General features: G+C 68.5%; 16 protein-coding genes and 1 pseudogene. 5 read left to right on the top strand and 12 right to left on the bottom strand.

The features are described 5' to 3' along the window. Window positions 1–45 precede the first annotated feature (45 nt). From ACVOLZ_RS14215 to ACVOLZ_RS14235, 5 genes are read left to right on the top strand one after another with little or no spacing between them, the layout of a single operon-like run. Entirely contained in the window at window positions 46–684 is a 639-nt protein-coding gene (locus ACVOLZ_RS14215) for a TetR/AcrR family transcriptional regulator (protein ID WP_081044035.1), read from the top strand. Between the two features lie 15 nt (window positions 685–699). After that, complete coding sequence (locus ACVOLZ_RS14220) at window positions 700–1395, top strand: type 1 glutamine amidotransferase domain-containing protein (RefSeq protein WP_033474866.1); 696 nt, start codon at window positions 700–702, stop codon at window positions 1393–1395. Then, a complete protein-coding gene (locus tag ACVOLZ_RS14225; RefSeq protein ID WP_033474865.1) occupies window positions 1392–1721 on the top strand; it encodes an aldehyde dehydrogenase family protein in 330 nt (109 codons plus the stop codon). The genes ACVOLZ_RS14220 and ACVOLZ_RS14225 overlap by 4 nt, the downstream gene beginning before the upstream one ends. A 46-nt stretch (window positions 1722–1767) precedes the next feature. After that, entirely contained in the window at window positions 1768–2178 is a 411-nt protein-coding gene (locus tag ACVOLZ_RS14230; protein WP_033474864.1) for an organic hydroperoxide resistance protein, read from the top strand. Between the two features lie 16 nt (window positions 2179–2194). Further along, window positions 2195–3172, top strand: a complete 978-nt coding sequence (locus ACVOLZ_RS14235; RefSeq protein WP_033474915.1) for a zinc-binding dehydrogenase — start codon at window positions 2195–2197, stop codon at window positions 3170–3172. Between the two features lie 259 nt (window positions 3173–3431). On the opposite strand, the pseudogene ACVOLZ_RS14240 reads toward ACVOLZ_RS14235, so the two are convergent. The 12 genes and pseudogenes from ACVOLZ_RS14240 to ACVOLZ_RS14295 all read right to left on the bottom strand — a co-directional run. Next, window positions 3432–3734 (bottom strand): annotated as a pseudogene (locus ACVOLZ_RS14240) (LysR family transcriptional regulator); the annotation flags it as partial. 62 nt (window positions 3735–3796) lie between these two features. Beyond that, window positions 3797–4651 (bottom strand): 3-hydroxyacyl-CoA dehydrogenase, encoded by an 855-nt coding sequence (locus ACVOLZ_RS14245; protein WP_033474845.1) that lies wholly within the window; start codon window positions 4649–4651, stop codon window positions 3797–3799. 32 nt (window positions 4652–4683) lie between these two features. Beyond that, window positions 4684–6669: an esterase/lipase family protein gene (locus ACVOLZ_RS14250; RefSeq protein WP_033474844.1), complete on the bottom strand. Its 1986-nt coding sequence runs from the start codon at window positions 6667–6669 to the stop codon at window positions 4684–4686. Continuing rightward, complete coding sequence (locus ACVOLZ_RS14255) at window positions 6666–7697, bottom strand: Lnb N-terminal periplasmic domain-containing protein (RefSeq protein ID WP_033474842.1); 1032 nt, start codon at window positions 7695–7697, stop codon at window positions 6666–6668. Before ACVOLZ_RS14255 ends, ACVOLZ_RS14250 begins: the two co-directional genes overlap by 4 nt. An 11-nt stretch (window positions 7698–7708) precedes the next feature. After that, on the bottom strand, window positions 7709–8911 hold the full coding sequence (locus tag ACVOLZ_RS14260; RefSeq protein ID WP_481516746.1) for an acetate/propionate family kinase: 1203 nt from the start codon (window positions 8909–8911) through the stop codon (window positions 7709–7711). Window positions 8912–8928: 17 nt separating this feature from the next. Continuing rightward, window positions 8929–9681, bottom strand: a complete 753-nt coding sequence (locus ACVOLZ_RS14265; RefSeq protein ID WP_033474840.1) for an SDR family NAD(P)-dependent oxidoreductase — start codon at window positions 9679–9681, stop codon at window positions 8929–8931. A 49-nt stretch (window positions 9682–9730) separates the two neighbouring features. Beyond that, entirely contained in the window at window positions 9731–10678 is a 948-nt protein-coding gene (locus tag ACVOLZ_RS14270) for a bifunctional enoyl-CoA hydratase/phosphate acetyltransferase (protein ID WP_081044025.1), read from the bottom strand. After that, complete coding sequence (locus ACVOLZ_RS14275; protein ID WP_481516732.1) at window positions 10675–13170, bottom strand: DUF3141 domain-containing protein; 2496 nt, start codon at window positions 13168–13170, stop codon at window positions 10675–10677. Before ACVOLZ_RS14275 ends, ACVOLZ_RS14270 begins: the two co-directional genes overlap by 4 nt. A gap of 22 nt (window positions 13171–13192) precedes the next feature. Next, the gene (locus ACVOLZ_RS14280; protein ID WP_481516733.1) at window positions 13193–14374 is read right to left on the bottom strand and encodes an acetyl-CoA C-acetyltransferase; all 1182 of its coding nucleotides are present in this window, start codon (window positions 14372–14374) and stop codon (window positions 13193–13195) included. 68 nt (window positions 14375–14442) lie between these two features. Further along, window positions 14443–15189, bottom strand: a complete 747-nt coding sequence (gene phbB, locus ACVOLZ_RS14285) for an acetoacetyl-CoA reductase (protein ID WP_481516734.1) — start codon at window positions 15187–15189, stop codon at window positions 14443–14445. 5 nt (window positions 15190–15194) lie between these two features. After that, the gene (locus ACVOLZ_RS14290; RefSeq protein ID WP_481516735.1) at window positions 15195–15647 is read right to left on the bottom strand and encodes a phasin family protein; all 453 of its coding nucleotides are present in this window, start codon (window positions 15645–15647) and stop codon (window positions 15195–15197) included. Between the two features lie 43 nt (window positions 15648–15690). Further along, window positions 15691–16821: an ABC transporter permease gene (locus ACVOLZ_RS14295; RefSeq protein WP_481516736.1), complete on the bottom strand. Its 1131-nt coding sequence runs from the start codon at window positions 16819–16821 to the stop codon at window positions 15691–15693.

A 16821-nucleotide genomic window follows, 5' to 3' on the forward strand; every position in this document is an offset into this window, starting at 1 on the left:
TCCGAGATATAGACGACCGGTCTATTTTAATGCATAATGCCCAGCATGCACCTGACCAAGAAAGCCGAAGCGACACGCCAGCACATCCTCGATACGGGGCACCGGCTCGTGCTGCACAAAGGGTTTTCCGCGTTGGGGCTGCTCGAAATCCTCAAGGCCTGCGGCGTGCCCAAGGGCTCGTTCTATCACTACTTCCCGTCGAAGGAAGCCTTCGGGTGCGAGCTGCTGCAACAGTACGTCGATGGCTACGCGCGCAAGCTCGATGGCCTGCTTTCGGTGCCCGGCAACGGCAACGAGCGCCTGATGCGGTATTGGGATGCCTGGATCGCAGATCCCGCCGATCCGGCACAGGGATGGGCCGACGAATGCCTGGTGGTGAAGCTGGCGGCGGAAGTGGCCGACCTTTCCGAAGACATGCGCCGGGTACTCGATGCCGGTGTGCAACGGCTTCTGGCAAGGATCGCGGCACTGATCGACGAAGCCCGCGCGGACGGCTCCTTGCCTGCTGGCTCACCATCGCCGGCATTGGCCCGGGTGCTTTACCAGATGTGGCTGGGCGCGGCGCTGCTGGCGAAGTTGAGCCAGGACAAGACGCCTTTGACGCAGGCGCGCGACGCCACGGGGCAGTTGCTGGCCTGCGGCACGGCACGGCACATCGCGGCCGACCAAGCACTTTCCCGATAACGCCTGGAGCTTTTTATGAAAATCCTGTTCGTACTCACTTCCCACGACCGCCTGGGCGATACCGGCCACAAGACCGGTTTCTGGCTGGAGGAGTTCGCCGCCCCCTACTACGTGTTCAAGGACGCCGGCGCCGCCATCACGCTGGCTTCGCCCGCAGGCGGCCAGCCGCCGCTGGATCCCAAGAGCGACGAACCCGATGCGCAAACGGCCGCGACCGAACGCTTTCGCCAGGACGTCCAGGCGCAAGCGGCCCTGGCTGCCACCGTACCGCTTGCGCAGGTGGACGCCGCGGATTTCGATGCGGTGTTCTACCCCGGCGGCCACGGCCCGTTGTGGGATTTGGCCAACGATCCCGCCTCCATCGCCTTGCTCGAAGCCTTCGAGCGCGCCGGCAAACCGCTGGGCCTGGTCTGCCACGCGCCGGGCGCGCTGGTGAAGGTGCGTGCAGCGAACGGCCAGCCGCTCGTCGCGGGACGCCGTGTCACCGGCTTCACCAACAGCGAGGAAGCGGCCGTGGGTCTGAGCGCCGTCGTGCCATTCCTGATCGAAGACGAATTCATCCGCTTGGGCGGCCACTACCAGAAGGGCCCGGACTGGCAGGCGCACGTCGTCACCGATGGCCGCCTGGTCACCGGGCAGAACCCAGGCAGTTCCGAGGGCGTGGCCCAGGCGCTGTTGTCCCTGCTGGCGCGGGACGTAGAAGCGTCATGAATGCAGACAACGCGCATCCGCGTCCGCTGGCGGCCTATTACTTCGGAAACGATCCAGCCAGGCAGCAGGCGTTTCTCGACCGCACCACCTCCGGCGCCGCGGTCATCAACGACGTGATGACGCATGCCGTGGTCGAAAGCGTGCCTTTCGGCGGCGTGCGCCCGTCCGGCATGGGCGCCTACCACGGCATCCACGGCTTCCGTCGCTTCAGCTACGCCAAGGCCGTGGTGGTGCAAAGCGCCGATGGCGCGTCCAACCTGCGCTTGCGCGCACCGTATGCCGACGCGCTGGCGCAGGCGCAGGCCGCGCTCGCCGGCGTTGCGTGACGTTCCGCTTTCATCCTTTGCCTCTCTCATCCAACAGGAGCCAGCCATGAAGATCTTCTACAAGACCCGCGCCACCGCCACGGGCGGCCGTTCCGGCCGCACCGCGCTGGACGACGGCAGCCTGGCGCTCGACCTGGCCACGCCCGGTTCCGGCAAGACCGGCGCCAACCCCGAGCAGCTTTTCGCCATGGGCTACGCCGCCTGCTTCGACAACGCCTTGCCCGTGGCCGCCAAGCAACTGGGCCTGGCGCCGACCGGGACGCGCACCTCGGTGGAGGTCGGCATCGGCCAGACGGCCACCGGCGGCTATGCACTGGACGTGGACTTGCATGTGGAAGTCCAGGGCCTGGACGAGGCCGCTGCGCGCAAGCTGGTGGAGGCCACGCATCAGGTGTGTCCGTATTCAAATGCCACGCGCGGCAATATCGACGTGCGCCTGCATGTTTCCGTGGCCTGAGCAGGAGAACAGCATCATGCGCAGTGCCATCCACACCACATTTGGCGAGCCTGCCGACGTCCTCGAACTCGGCGACCGTCAGGTGCCGCAGCCTGGCGCGGGCGAAGTCCGCATCAAGACCTCGCTGGCGCCGATCCACAACCATGACCTGTGGACGATCCGCGGCCGCTACGGCTACAAGCCGGAACTTCCCGCCATCGGCGGCAGCGAGGCGGTCGGCATCGTCGATGCACTGGGCGAGGGTGTCGAAGGCGCCACCGTCGGCCAGCGTGTTGCCGTGGCCTCGGCACACGGTACCTGGGCCGAGTACTTCCTGGCCCCGGCGCGGCTGCTGGTGCCGGTGCCGCAGGCCCTGCCCGACGAGACCGCCGCGCAGCTCATCGCCATGCCGCTCAGTGCGTTGATGCTGCTGGAGTTCCTGCACGCCGAGCCGGGCCAGTGGATCGTGCAGAACACGGCCAACGGCGCGGTCGGCAAGACGCTGGCCATGCTGGCCGCCGCACGCGGTGTGCAGGTGCTGAGTCTGGTGCGCCGCGACGCGGGCGTGGACGAACTGGCGGCCCTGGGCATCGGCAACGTCATTTCCACTGCGCAGCCGGAGTGGCAGGAACGCGCCCGCGCGCTCCTTGGCTCCACCCTGGCCCACGCGGCCGTCGACTCCATCGGCGGCGCGGCCAGTGCAGCGCTGCTGGGCCTGCTGGGCGAAGGCGGCACGCTTGTTTCCTTCGGCACGATGGCAGGAGAGCCGATGCAGATCGACTCGGGCTCACTCATCTTCAAGCAGGCCACGGTCAAGGGTTTCTGGGGCAGCAAGGTCAGCCAGGCTTTGTCGGCGGATGACAAGCGCCGGCTGGTGGGCGAACTGTTGCAGCGCACGCTGGCCGGTGAACTGTTGCTGCCGGTCGAGGCGATCTACGACCTGGCCGATGCAGCCCAGGCCGCGGCCGCCAGCCTGCAACCGGGGCGCAAGGGCAAGGTCTTGCTGAAGCCATGAGAAAGGGGTTTTCCCATTCGCTGTGTTTTGGCGATCGTGCCTGTGGAATGCGCCTCTTCTTGAAACCCGATCCCCGCGATGAACGTCTCCAGCATGTGCGGGATCAGCCAGTTCGGCCTGGATTGATACGCTGGGCGCGCAGCCGCAGCGCATTGCCCACCACCGAGGCCGAGCTCAGGCTCATGGCCAGGGCCGCGAACATCGGCGAGAGCAGCCAGCCGGTCAGCGGGTAAAGCACGCCGGCGGCCAGCGGCACGCCCAGGCCATCGGACAGGGCGATGCGCAATTGGCCGTGGAAGCCGTTGGCCGCCGCCTTGACGCTGTCGCGGGCCTGCTGCAGGGCGGTGAAGACGCGTGGCACATGTTCATGGAACAACTTGCCCGCACGGGTCAGGCGCGTGCTCCGGCTGGTACGAACGAACAGTTGTTCGCCCAGCTCTTCTTCCAGTTCCTTGATGGTGCGTGACAGTGGCGATTGCTCGATATGCAGCCGCTCGGCGGCTCGGGCGAAGTGGAGTTCTTCGGCAACCGCAAGAAAGCAGCGAAGGTGTCGAAGTTCCATTTCTTCCTCCATGGTGCATCACGTGAGTCGCTGCAGCGTTGGTGACGGCCGTGCCCGCATGATCAGGACTCGTAACGATAGAATCCTTCGCCGGTCTCCACGCCGAGCTTGCCGTGGTCGATGTAGCGTTCCTTGAGGAGACGGGCGAACGCCTGCTGCTTTGGCCCGCCGGCCAAGGAAATGTGGTACGCGGTGCCCAAGCCGACGATGTCGTATATCTCGAACGGTCCTCTCGGCGAACCCGTGGCGATCTTCCAGGTCCTGTCGATGGCCTCATGCTCGGCGATGCCATCGACCAGGAGTTCGGAAGCCGCGGACATCAGCGGTACCAGCAGCGAATTGAGCACGTAGCCGGCTTTTTCCTTATGGATTTCGACCGGCACCATGCCGATGTCGTTGGCAAAGCGAACCAATGTCGAGAACACTTCGGGGTCGGTTCCGGCGTGCCCCATGACTTCAGCCACGTTGTGCAGCCAGATCTCGTTGGCGAAATGCAGTGCAATGAAGCGCTCCGGGCGGCCGGTCGCGTCGGCCATCGCGCTGGGCAGCAGGGTCGAGGAATTGGTGGCGAAGATCGCCGTCGCCGGTGCCAGGCGCCCCAGTTCGGCATATACCCTGCGCTTGAGCTCCAGCTGTTCCGGAATGGCTTCGATGACCAGATCGGCGTCCTTGACGGCCGCGGCCAGATCAGTGGTCCAGCGGATGCGCCCCGCCGCTGCCGCCAGCGCCTGCGGATCGGCGCCGTCGATGTCTTGCAGGTAGCGCCGCTGCAGCCAGCCGATGACCTTGCCGGCCTTGTCCAGGGCGGCCTGGTCGGGAACATAGGCGCTGACGTCGAAACCCTTGAAGGCGGTCTGGAAGGCGATCTGCGCGCCGAGGACGCCGGCGCCGACCAGGGTGACATGCCGAATGCTCATGGGACTACCTCTACGATGGACAGGGAGCGCTGCTACGGTGGTGGGAACGATTTGCCATGCATGGCCATGTCTTCGCGCAGGATGCGGAGAAGTTCGAGGACGGATTGCGCGGTGCCCTGCACGCTGTGGTCGGCGTCGATCACCCTTTCGGACAGGGCGCCCGGCAGGTGCGCGCTGCGATACGGCACCAGGCCGTCGTCGGATGCGGCCAGGCTGACGGCGGGGTCGCGGCGGGCGATGATCGAGTGGTAGGACACGCGGGCGGAGATCGGCAGGTCGGCGGCCGCTCGCATGAAGGCATCGTCCTCGCGCAGGTTGTCGATGCTGTTGGGCAGCAGCGAGAGGCGTTCCAGTGCCTGTTCGCGCGGGACGCCCTGGGCCATTTCGGACAGGCTTTCCAGCACCGTCAGTGGCATGCGCACCATTCGCGAGGCGAGCCGGGCCAACCGGTCCGCGGCAACGGGGGTGCCCCGGTGCGGGGCGGCGATGAAGACGGCCCGCCCGACGTTGTCCATCGGCTCGAAGCGCAGGGCCGCGTCCACGCGCGGGCGCAGTCGTTCGATTCGCTCCGAGTCCAATCCGCTTTGCTCGACCGCCCAGTTCCACAGCTTCTGGTCGGCCGAGGACACCATCAGCCGCGCGATGACCCCGCCCATGCTGTGCCCGACCAGGACCATGTTCTGGGAGGCGGCGGCCGTTCCCTGCGGATCCAGGTGGGCCAGCGTGTTGCTCACCGACTCGCGCAGCCACGCGTGGTTGAGGACGATCGGCATGTTGGTGGGGTAGTAGGCCAGCCAGATCTGGAAGTGCTCCCGCACATCGTGGTCGGCCTGCAGTTCGTTGGCCACGTCCACCCAGGCCTCCGGGCTGCTCGCCAGGCCGTGCAGCAGCAGGACGATGCGACGGTTCGGATCCCATGGTTGCAGCAGGTACAGGTGCGGTCGCTCGATGCCCTCGCCGCGACCGAACAGGGTGCGCAAGGACTGCCGATTGAAGCCGGATCGAGCAAGCCACAGGCCGTAGCCGGCGGTGAAGTTGGCGGCCAGGGGAACCCGTTGGCCCTGCAAGGCGATGCTGTCCTGCAGGTAAGGGTCATGGGCGCTGACGAGTACCGTCCGGGTGCCGAGCACGCCGTCCAGGTCATCGCCCTGGAAGCGAAACAGTGCGGTGACACCGGGGGACGGCATTTCGCTCCAGCCGCGCGCTGCGGCCCCGTCGCCGTCGAGGGAGGGCGCAGGTCGCCCGGCTTTGTCGGGCAGGCGAACGGCGGGTTCGACCGAGGCGACCAGTTCGGCGCCGAAGCCGTCGCGGCGCCACGTGTTGCGCAGACCGGTGAAGGCCAACTGCCTGGCGGGCAGGAGTTCGTGCGGCAGTCGTGTGCCCTCGGGAAGACGGATGCCGCTAAGGTCCAGATGCAGATTCCAGCCGGCGTAGGCGATTGGCTGATCGTTGCGCGGGACGTCCTGCGCCGCATGGATGCGCCCCTGCTCGTCCAGCACGTCGAACAGCAGGGTCGAGGCCTGCTGGACCGCGTGGTTGTACCAGTCGCGTGCCTGAGTCTGGCGATCCTCGAATGCGCGTTCACTGGGATCGCGCCGGGTGAAGAACAGATAGGCGTAGGCGTGGCGGGCGCTTTCCATCCAGGCCTGCATGCGCGCTTCGGCGTGCGCAGCGTCCGATGGCGTCTGCATGGCCGCTTGCAGCCAAAGCTCGGACAGCGCCGACAGGCGCTGCTCGTCGGACAGCGTGGTCTGCTGCGCCGCCGCGTCGATGCAGCCCAGCGAAGGTTGGCTGCAGCACGCATCGAGCCCCGCCACGCGCAGCGTCTGCACGGTTGCGGCACTGAGCCTGCCGGTGGTGAGGATGTCGCCGCGCTGCATCGCAATGTACTCGCCCGCGCTCATCGGGTCGAATCTGACCGCCGGCTGCAGTTCGCGGTACACGGCGCAACCGTTGAACAGCGGCAGCACCACGGTCGCCAGCAGCACGAGGCGGAGGGAGCGTGCATGCCGGGTCATCGGGAAGGCTCCGTGCCTGGAACGCCATGCCGGATGGCTTTCGGGAAATCCTCCGCGGTACCCGCGAAAGCCTGCGCGCGCGCCACAATGTGGCCGCGCGCGTGCAGCGTCCGAAAGTCGTACCCCGGCACCAGGCCCTGGTGATCGTGGGCATAGCGGGCGAAATGCCCCGACAGCAACAGCCGGTAGTCCGGCGGCAACGACGGCGACAGGCGCTTGGCTAGCCCGAACACGATGGTCGTGCAGTTGCTGGTCAGGGTGTTGTAAAAGCGCGGCCGGCGGCGAATGTCGTCGGCCTGCTCGAGATAGCCAAGGAAGGCGCTGCGCAGCGCTTCCGGCGCCAGGTCGAGCCGATACAGGTAGACGTCCTCGCCGCGCACATTGGTCCGCACCCGGACGATGTCGTTCTCGTCGGCGGCGATCAGCACGGCCTCGAACTTGCGGAACAGGCCGCCCAGGGCGGAGAAGGACTCGCCGCGTTCCTTGCGGATCTCCAGCGAGAACACGAGTTGGCGCCCGTCGTCGAAACCGAACGACACCAGGGTGTGCGCGACGTGCGGCCCCATCCAGTACGACAGGATCAGATCGGCGGAGACCAGCCGGTCGAGATCGTAGCTGCGGGTTTCCCAGCGTGCGGTGTAGTCGCCTTCGTCGCGCCAGTCGAAGTTGCGGACATCGTGCAGCACCACCTGCGAGCCGGATATCTCTGCCCGCAGCAGGCGATCGACGTCATCGGCCCAGTCGCGCTCGTGCGATGGCGCCAGCGTCTGCCACCAGCCCAGCAGGAGCGCGGTGGCCAGGACCAGCAACGGGATGGCGAGCGGTGCGCGTGCGCGAAGACGCAGGCCCAGCGATACGCCACAGGCGACACACCACAGCGCGGCCAGCGAACCGCGTACCGGCGGTGTCCCCGGACCCTGGAACCACAGCGCCAACGCGCCCCAGGCTGCCAGCAGCGGCACCACCAGCGCGAGGCAGATCGCCCGGAGTCGCCGGAAACGGTTGCCGACTCGATGGCTCACGGGCATGGCGGCGCCACTCACCCGGCCACTTGAAGTGCATGGTCGGCGGCGATCCACTCCTCGTTGGTCGGCTCCACCGCGACCCGCACGGGGCTGTCGGAAGTGGAGATCAACGCTGCGTCGGCGGCGTTGGCTTGGTCGTCGAGTTGCACGCCGAGGAAGCCCAGCGCGCGGCAGACGCGCTCGCGTACAAAAGCGTTGTGCTCGCCGACGCCAGCGGTGAACACCAGCAGGTCGAGCCCGCCGAGCACGGCGGTGAGCGCACCGATCTCGCGCACGATGCGGCGCACGTACAGCGCGAGTGCGATGCGGGCACGCTCGCCGCGTTCGCCATCGTCGCCTTCGTGCTGCACGATCACGCGCGGCTCGGCCGAGATTCCCGACACGCCGAGCAGGCCGGAGCGGTGGTAGAGGATGCGGCCGACCTCTTCCAGCGACAGCTTCTCGATCTCCATCAGATACAGCACCGCGCCCGGGTCCAGCACGCCGGTACGGGTGCCCATCATCAACCCGTCCAGCGCCGAGAAGCCCATGGTGGTGGCCACGCTCCGCAGATCCTGCATCGCGCACAGGCTCGCGCCGCTGCCCAGGTGAGCAACGATGGTGCGTCCATGCGCGACGGCACCGTGGCGCTCGCCCAGGACCGCGGCCATGTAGGCGTAGGACAGGCCGTGGAAGCCATAGCGCCGCAGTCCGCGCTGCCACGCATCCCAGGGCAGCGGCAGCATCTGCTCGACCACTGGCAGGGTGTGGTGGAAGCCGGTGTCGAAGCAGGCGACCTGGGCGATGTCCGGGCGCTCGCGCAGCAGGATCTCGATGGCCTCCAGCGCGAACGGCTGGTGCAGCGGCGCCAGCGGGATGTAGCCCTTGAGATCGGCCAGCACCTGGGCATCGACGCGCACCGGGTCGAAGTACTTGCTACCGCCGTGGACCACGCGGTGCGCGATCGCGGCCACGCCGCGCCCGTCGAGCCGGGCCAGGACGCGCTGCCGGATCAGCGCCAGCGCGTCGCGGTAGGGGTGGTCCGGGCCCAGTTCGATCGGGAACGGCGCCACGTCGGTCTCGCCGAAATCCGGCGCCGGCCCGCCGATGCCCTGCACCTTGCCGTTCCACAGCGGCCTGCGCGGCAGCGGCACGGCGCCGGCATCGAACACGGCGAACTTGATGCTCGACGAGCCGCAGTTGAGCACCAGCAGGACGTCTCGGGTGGGTTCGGACATGGACATGCGGCCTGCGTTCAAGCGGCGGTGTAGCCGCCGTCGGCGACCAGCGCGCTGCCGGCCAGGAAGCTGGCGCCGTCGGACAGCAGGAAGGCGACGGCATGGGCGATCTCCTCGGCGCGGCCGAGCCGGCCGATCGCGTGCTTGGCCACCAGCGCCTGGCGCGTGGCGCCGTCCAGGTTGGCCAGGATCGCCGTCTCCACGTAGCCGGGGTGGATCGAGTTGATGCGCACGCCCTGGCTGGCATAGGCCAGCGCGGCCGAGCGGGTCAGGCCGGTCACGCCGTGCTTGGCGGCCACGTAGGCCGGGGCGCCGGCGTCGCCGACCAGGCCGAGGATCGAGGACATGTTGACGATGGCGCCGCCGCCGGCGGCCAGGATCGCCGGGATCTGGTAGCGCAGGCCGTACTGCACGCCGCTGAGGTTGATGTCGATGACCCGGCGCCATTCCTCGGTGGTGAGTTCACCGGCCGGCTTGAACGGGGCACCGATGCCGGCATTGTTGAACGCCAGCTGCAGCGCGCCGAATTCGCGCACGGCCAGCGCCACCGCCGATTCGGCGTCCTCTGGGCGCGAGACGTCGCCGGCGTGGGCCACGGCGGTGCCGCCGTCGGCGACGATGGCCCCGGCCACGCGCCCGGCGGTGCCGGCGTCGATGTCCGAGACCACCACACGCAGGCCGTTGGCGGCCAGCAGCCTGGCGGTGGCCTCGCCGATGCCCGAGCCGGCGCCGCTGACCAGCACCACGTCACCCTGGAATGTGTATTTCATGTCATCTCCTTCGTTTGATGGAACCGTCGTCGGCATCGGGGGCCGTTGTTCAGGGCGGGATCTGCCGGTAGCGGTGCGCCAGCAGCAGGGCGATCGCGCAGGAGGCCAGGCGCGTTTCGCGGCTGTCGGCACGGCTGGTCAGGATGATCGGCACTTTGGCACCGAGCACGACGCCGGCGCTCTCCGCGTTGCCCAGGTAGATGAGTTGCTTGGCGAGCATGTTGCCGCTCTCCAGGTCGGGCACCACCAGCACGTCGGCCTGCCCGGCCACCGGCGAGGCGATGCCCTTGGTACGCGCGGCGGCGATCGACACCGCGTTGTCGAAAGCCAGCGGCCCGTCGAGCACGCCGCCGGTGATCTGGCCCCGGTCGGCCATCTTGCACAGCGCGGCGGCGTCCAGCGTGGCCGGCATCGCCGGGTTGACGGTCTCGACCGCCGCCAGGATGGCGACCTTGGGCTCGGCCACGCCGATGACCTGCGCCAGTTCGATGGCATTGCGGACGATGTCGGCTTTCTGCAGCAGGTCCGGGGCCAGGTTGATGGCCGCATCGGTGACGATGAAGGGGCGCGGATACTGCGGCGTCTGCAATACGAAACAATGGCTGACCCGGCGCTTGGTACGCAGCCCGGTGGTGGAGGACACCACTGCCGACATCAGTTCGTCGGTATGCAGGCTGCCTTTCATCAGGGCCTCGACCTGTCCCTCGCGGGCCAGTTCGACCGCGCGCGCGGCGGCGGCGTGGCTGTGCGGCACGTCCTCGATGGCCAGGCCGGCCAGCTCCAGGCCGGCCTGCCCGGCGACCGCTTCCAGTTTCGGGCGCGGGGCGACCAGGATGGGCTCGATCAATCCCTCCGCCCTCGCCTCCAGGGTCGCCGACAGGCTCAAGGCATCGCAGGGATGCACCACTGCGACCCGGATCGCCGACTTGCCCGCGACGTGGGCGAGCAGGTGCAGCAGGCCTTCGTTGCCGGCGGCCTGGCCGGTTGTCGCGGTCATGGGCGGTTTCCTTTCTTGCCGGTGGCCTTCTTGCCGGGACGCCCAGGCGAACCGGAGGGGCCGGGACGGGTGGCGGGCTCGCCAGCAGTCCCCGATGGGACTGCAGCGCCTGCCGTGGTGCCGCGCTTTCGCGTCTGCGCAGTCCCGGGACGCGGCGTGTGCTTTGCCGCGGAAGCCGCTTTGGCGGTGGCGGCCTTGCCGACCTTCGCAGGCACGCTGGGCGCATGGGCAGGCGTCAATGGCACGGAGGCCGCCGGCGCGGCCGCAGCGGTCGCCGCTTGCGCGGCGCGTGCGAACAGGTCGAGCACGCGTCGCAGGCTGGCCTGCTCCTGGGCAGACAGACTGCCGGCCACTTCGACCAGTCCGGCGATGATGTCGCTGGCGCGGTGGATGATGTCGGGTGGCGTGTCGGCCAGCAGCCGCGGGATCGCCGCCAGTGCGGCCTCGCCGTCGCGCCAGACCAGCAGGCCCTGTCGGCGCACCAGTTCGCGGAACCGCGCCAGGTCCGGCACGCCCAGATCCGGGCGGTCCAGGCGCGGCTGCAGCAGCTCCCAGGCATGGCGGAAATGGCGGAAATGGCGGCAGTCGGCCTCGCCGCGGGTCTTGAGCACGAAGAACAGGCCGCGGATCACCGCCTCGGCCAGCCCGCCCCGGTCCAGGTCGGCCTCCAGCCGCGCCAGCTCGCCGGCCAGGAAGGCGCGGTGCTCGGGCGAATCGCCCGGATGCGTCCTGGGCGGCTGCGGTTGGTACAGGGTCTGCCCTGCCAGCGACTGCAGCAGGAGCGAGCCGAAGATCAGTTCGAACAGGCGTCCCTGCAAGGCGTCGCGCTGGTCCCGGAACTGATCCAGCGCCTGCACGATCGTCTCGGACAGGCGCTCCTGCGCCAGCAGGAAGGGGTTGCCCGCGGCGGCCGGCGCACGCTCCTTGCGGATCTGTTCGGCGGCGGCGGCGACCGGCACGGCCAGTGGATGCTGATCCGACCACCACTCGAAGCCGACCCGCAGCGGATGCAGCGCCTGCAGCCAGCGCGCCGACCAGGGCGTGGAGATCGCCCGGATCCAGGGTTGCAGCGTGTTGCGGTACAGCGCCAGGTTGATCTCCGACAGGCGCGCGGCGGCCGCGAAGCGGCGGTCGGACGCGGGATCGGGCCGCACGATCTGGCGGATCTCCTCCAGGCTGCTGCCGCGGATGCGCATGAGGTACTCGGCGTCGCCGAGCTCGCCCGCCGGCACGCCGTCGGGACGGTCCTCGACCTCGGCGCGGTAAATCCCGGACGGCAGCAGGTCGATGATGTCGATGTGGGCGGCGAACTTGCGGTGTTCCTTGCGACCGACGCTGGCCGAGACGAAGATCCCCAGATGGCCGATGCTGTCGTGGGTGGCGTAGACGATGGTCTGGTCGTGGGCGACCAGGTCGTCCTTGTCGCGGTACAGGTCGGTGATCCAGCCCAGCGCCTGGCCGGGCGGGGTGATGTTGTCGCCGTAGGAGCAGAACACCACGATCGGCGAGCGTATGTTGCGCAGGTCCACGCGCACGCCGTCGGAGGTCAGCAGCTCGGCGGTGGCCAGCTTGTTGCCGATGAACAGGTTGTCGACGATGTACTGCATCTCCACGTCGTTGAGGAAGACGTAGCCGCCCCAGTACTTCTCGAAGCGCAGGTAGCGGTCGGCCTCGGTGTCGATGTTGGCGTACAGGTGGTACTGCTTCTTCCACAGGGTGTTGGCCGGGTCCAGGTGCTCGAAGTTCTGCACCAGCCAGGCGCCGTCGAAGCGCCCGGCGCCGATGTCGCTGGTCAGTGCGGTCAACCAGCTGCCGCCGGTCAGGCCGCCGCCGTAGCGCATCGGGTTGTCGCCGGCCCAGTACGAGACCGGCGCGCCGGCCACGATGATCGGCCCGAACAGCTCCGGCCAGACCGCCGCGGTCATCAGCACCTGCCAGCCGGCCTGGCAGTTGCCGATCACCACGGGCTTGCCGTTGCCCGGATGCAGTTCGCCGACCTTGCGCACGAACGCGGCCTCGGCGCGCATCACGTCCTCGACCGTCTGCCCCGGCACCGGGTCGGGCAGGAAGCCGACGAAGTAGCACGGATGACCGGCCTTCATCGCCGCACCGATCTCGCTGTCGGGCTTGAAGCCAGCGATGCCCGGGCCGTGGCCGGCGCGCGGGTCGACCACGACGAAGGGGCGCTTGGCCGGGTCGACCGGGGTTCCGGCGCCGGGCACGATGCGCGCCAGCCAGTAGTTGACCGGGCGCGGCAGGTCCAGGCCGGAGAGCACCAGTTCGGCCTCGAAGGCGAGCACGTTGGGCACGCGCTCGCGCAGGTGCGCCTGGTACTGGTTGCCGCGCTGGCGGAGTACGTCGGCATACAGCAGGCCGCGCTGCCAGGCGTCGATGGTGTATTCGGCCGCGGCGGCACCCAGCCGCAGCGGGTCGGTCGGCCAGTCTGCGGGGATGTTCCCGGTCGTCTTGTGGGGGGCGCGATCGTCGCTCATGTCGTCGGGGCCTGTGTCGGGATCAACATTCTATGACGATGGCCACGCCCTGGCCACCGCCGATGCACAGCGTGGCCAGGCCCTTGCGGGCATCGCGGCGGATCAGTTCGTGGACCAGGGTGACCAGGATGCGCGCACCGGACGCGCCGATCGGGTGCCCCAGCGCGATCGCGCCACCGTTGACGTTGACCCTGGCCGTGTCCCAGCCCAGTTCCTGGTTCACCGCCAGCGCCTGCGCGGCGAAGGCCTCGTTGGCCTCGATCAGGTCGAGATCGCCGATGCGCCAGCCCGCCTTGTTCAGCGTCTTCTGCGTGGCCGGCACCGGGCCGATGCCCATGACCGCCGGGTCCACGCCGGCGCTGGCATAGCCGCGGATCCATGCCAGCACCGGCAGGCCCAGTGCCTCGGCCTTCTGCGCACTGGCCAGCAGCAGCACCGCGGCGCCGTCGTTGATCGTGGAAGCGTTGCCGGCGGTGACCGTGCCGTCCTTCTTGAACGCAGGGCGCAGCTTGGCCAGCGCCTCGGCGGTGGTGCCGGCGCGCGGCTGCTCGTCGGTGTCGAACAGCACCGGATCGCCCTTGCGCTGCGGGATCGAAATCGGGGTGATCTCGTCGCCGAAGCGGCCGGCGGCGATGGCCTCGGCGGCCTTGCGCTGCGAGTCGGCGGCGAAGGCGTCCTGCTGCGCGCGGGTGATGCCGTAGCGCTCGGCCAGGTTCTCGGCGGTGATGCCCATGTGGTAGTCATTGAAGGCGTCCCACAGGCCGTCGCGGATCAGGCTGTCCTCCAGTTGCGCATGGCCCAGGCGCAGGCCGGTGCGCGCCTTGGGCAGCACGTAGGGCGCCAGGCTCATGCTCTCCTGGCCGCCGGCCAGGACCAGGTCGGCGTCGCCCAGGGCGATCGCCTGCGCGGCCAGGTGCACGGCCTTCAGGCCCGAGCCGCAGACCTTGTTGAGGCTCAGCGCCGGCACCGTGTGCGGCAGGCCCGCCGCGATCGCGGCCTGGCGCGCCGGGTTCTGGCCGCTGCCGGCGGTGAGGATCTGGCCCAGGACGACCTCGTCGATCTCCGCGGGCGCGATGCCGGTCTTCTCGACGATGCCGCGGATCAGCGCCGCGCCCAGGGCGTGTGCCGGCAGGCCGGACAGCGTGCCCTGGAAACTGCCGATGGCGGTGCGGGTGGCCGCCAGGATTGCAATGTCGTTGCTCATCTCATGTCCTTTTCTTTGCGGGAGGGCGCCTGACCGCCGGCGCGACCGGCGCCGCGGCGGGCGCGGCGTCAGTACATGTGCTGGCCGCCGTTGATGGACAGGTTGCTGCCGGTGAGGAAGCCGGCGGCATCGCTGGCGACGAAGGCGATCAGCGCGGCGATCTCGTCCGGTTCACCCAGGCGACCGACCGGGATGCCAGCGATGATCTGGTTGCGCACGTCCTCGGGCATGGCCATCACCATCTGCGTGGCCAGGTAGCCTGGCGAGATGGTGTTGACGGTGATGCCCTTGCGCGCCACCTCCTGCGCCAGCGCCTTGGTGAAGCCGTGGATGCCGGCCTTGGCCGCCGAGTAGTTGGTCTGGCCGAACTGGCCCTTGGAGCCGTTGATCGAGGAGATGTTGACGATGCGGCCCCAGCCGCGTTCGAGCATGCCGTCGATGAACAGCCGGGTGACGTTGTACATCGAGTCCAGGTTGACCCGGAGCACCGCGTCCCAGTTCTCCTTGCTCAGCTTGCGGAAGGTCGCGTCACGGGTGATGCCGGCGTTGTTGACCAGGATGTCCACCACATGCCCGTCGGCGGCGATGCGCTCGGCCATGGCCTGGGTCGAAGCCCAGTCGGCCACATCCACGGCGTAGCACTGGAAGGTGTAACCGGCATCGGCCTGTTTGCGCAGCCACAGGTTGGCGGCTTCGTCGCTGCGGGCGTGGGTGACCAGCACCGTATGTCCGGCATCGTGCAGATGGCGGGCGATGGCCTCGCCCAGCCCTCCCATGCCGCCAGTGACCAGCGCAGTATGTGTTGTGCTGCCCATTCCGATCAGTCTCCCTTGGGCGCCTTGCGCTGGGTGGCCTCGGTCGTCTGCGACCACAAGGCATTCCACTGCTTGAAGACGTCGGCGAAGGGCGACGCGGAATTGTCGCTGCCGAGCGCGCTGCTCACGGCCTTGTGCCAGCTCTCGATGGCCTGGTGCAGTCCCGACGTGAAGGCCGCCTGGTTCTTGATCGCGACCTGTTGGAACGTCTGCACGTGCGCAACGCAGCCCTGGAACTGACGCCAGAAGGCTTCAGGCGGCAACGACGCCAGTGCCTGCCAGTTGGCCGAACGCAGCACGCCTTCGATCTCGGCCGAGGTTTCCGCGATACCCTGCGAACTGGCCTCCTTCACCGAATCCAGCCATTGGTGGCTGCTTTCCTGCAGCAAGCGAGTCAGGCGCAACTGCAGTTCGGCGTTGGCCTTGAGGAGGTTCAGGGGAAGCGTTTCGGTGGTCATGGGTAGTACCTCACTGAGTGGAAGTCCCGAGTCAGGGACGGATTCAGGCCATCTGGCTGATGGTCCTGCGGAAACGGGTGAGCGCGAGCGCGAACAGGGCCGAGCCGATCAGCGCCAGGGCCAGGAAGGGCTTCCAGACCACGCCGATGCCGGCGCCGCGGTAGAGGATGGCCTGCGACAGCTCGACAAAGTGGGTGGTCGGCGCGGCCAGCATGATGGTCTGCACCAGCTGCGGCATGCTTTCGCGCGGCGTCATGGCGCCCGACAGCAGCTGCAGCGGCAGCAGCACGAGCACCAGCAGCATGCCGAACTGTGGCATGTTGCGCGCCAGCGTGGCAAGGAAGATCCCCAGCGACGTTGTGGCGAACAGGCACAGCGCCGCGCCGACCACGAACAGCGCCAGCGAACCTTCGATCGGCACGCCCAGCAGACCCCGCACTACCAGGTTGAGCGAGACGAAGGCGGTCACCAGCACCACCAGCCCCATCGACCAGACCTTGGACAGCATGATCTCGGCCGGGGTGACCGGCATCACCAGCAGGTGTTCGATGGTGCCGTGCTCGCGCTCGCGGATCAGCGCCGCGCCGGTGAGGATGATCGAGAGCATGGTGACGTTGTTGATGATCCGCATCAGCCCGCCGAACCAGGTCTTGTCCAGCGACGGATTGAAGCGCGCGCGCAGCGCCAGTTCGACCGGCATCGCGGTGCTGCCGCGCTGGCGCCGCACGAACTCGTTGACCTCCAGGTTGATGATCTGCTGCACGTAGCTGTTGCCGGTGAAGGCCTGGCTCATGCGGGTGGCGTCGATGTTGAGCTGCAGCGCGGGTTGCCGGCCGGCCAGCACGTCGCGCTGGAAATTGGGCGGGATGTCGAGCACGAAGGTGTAGGCGCCGGAGTCCATGCCCGGGTCGACCTCGCCCAGCGAGATCATCGCCGGCGGCGAGAACTGCGGGGGATAGAAGGCGCCCGCGATGCGCTGCGACAGCGGCGAGCCGTCCTCGTCCACGATGGCGATGGGCGCGTTGTGCAGGCTCTCGGGCATGGCCGTGGCCGCCGTGTAGATGGAGACCGTGAACACATAGGCGATGAGCACCAGCAGCACGGGGTCGCGCCACAGGCTCCACAGCTCCTTGACGCCCAGCCGGTAGATGTTGGAGAAAAGGCGGGTGCGCAT

It is taken from the genome of Stenotrophomonas sp. STEN020 (assembly GCF_056760195.1).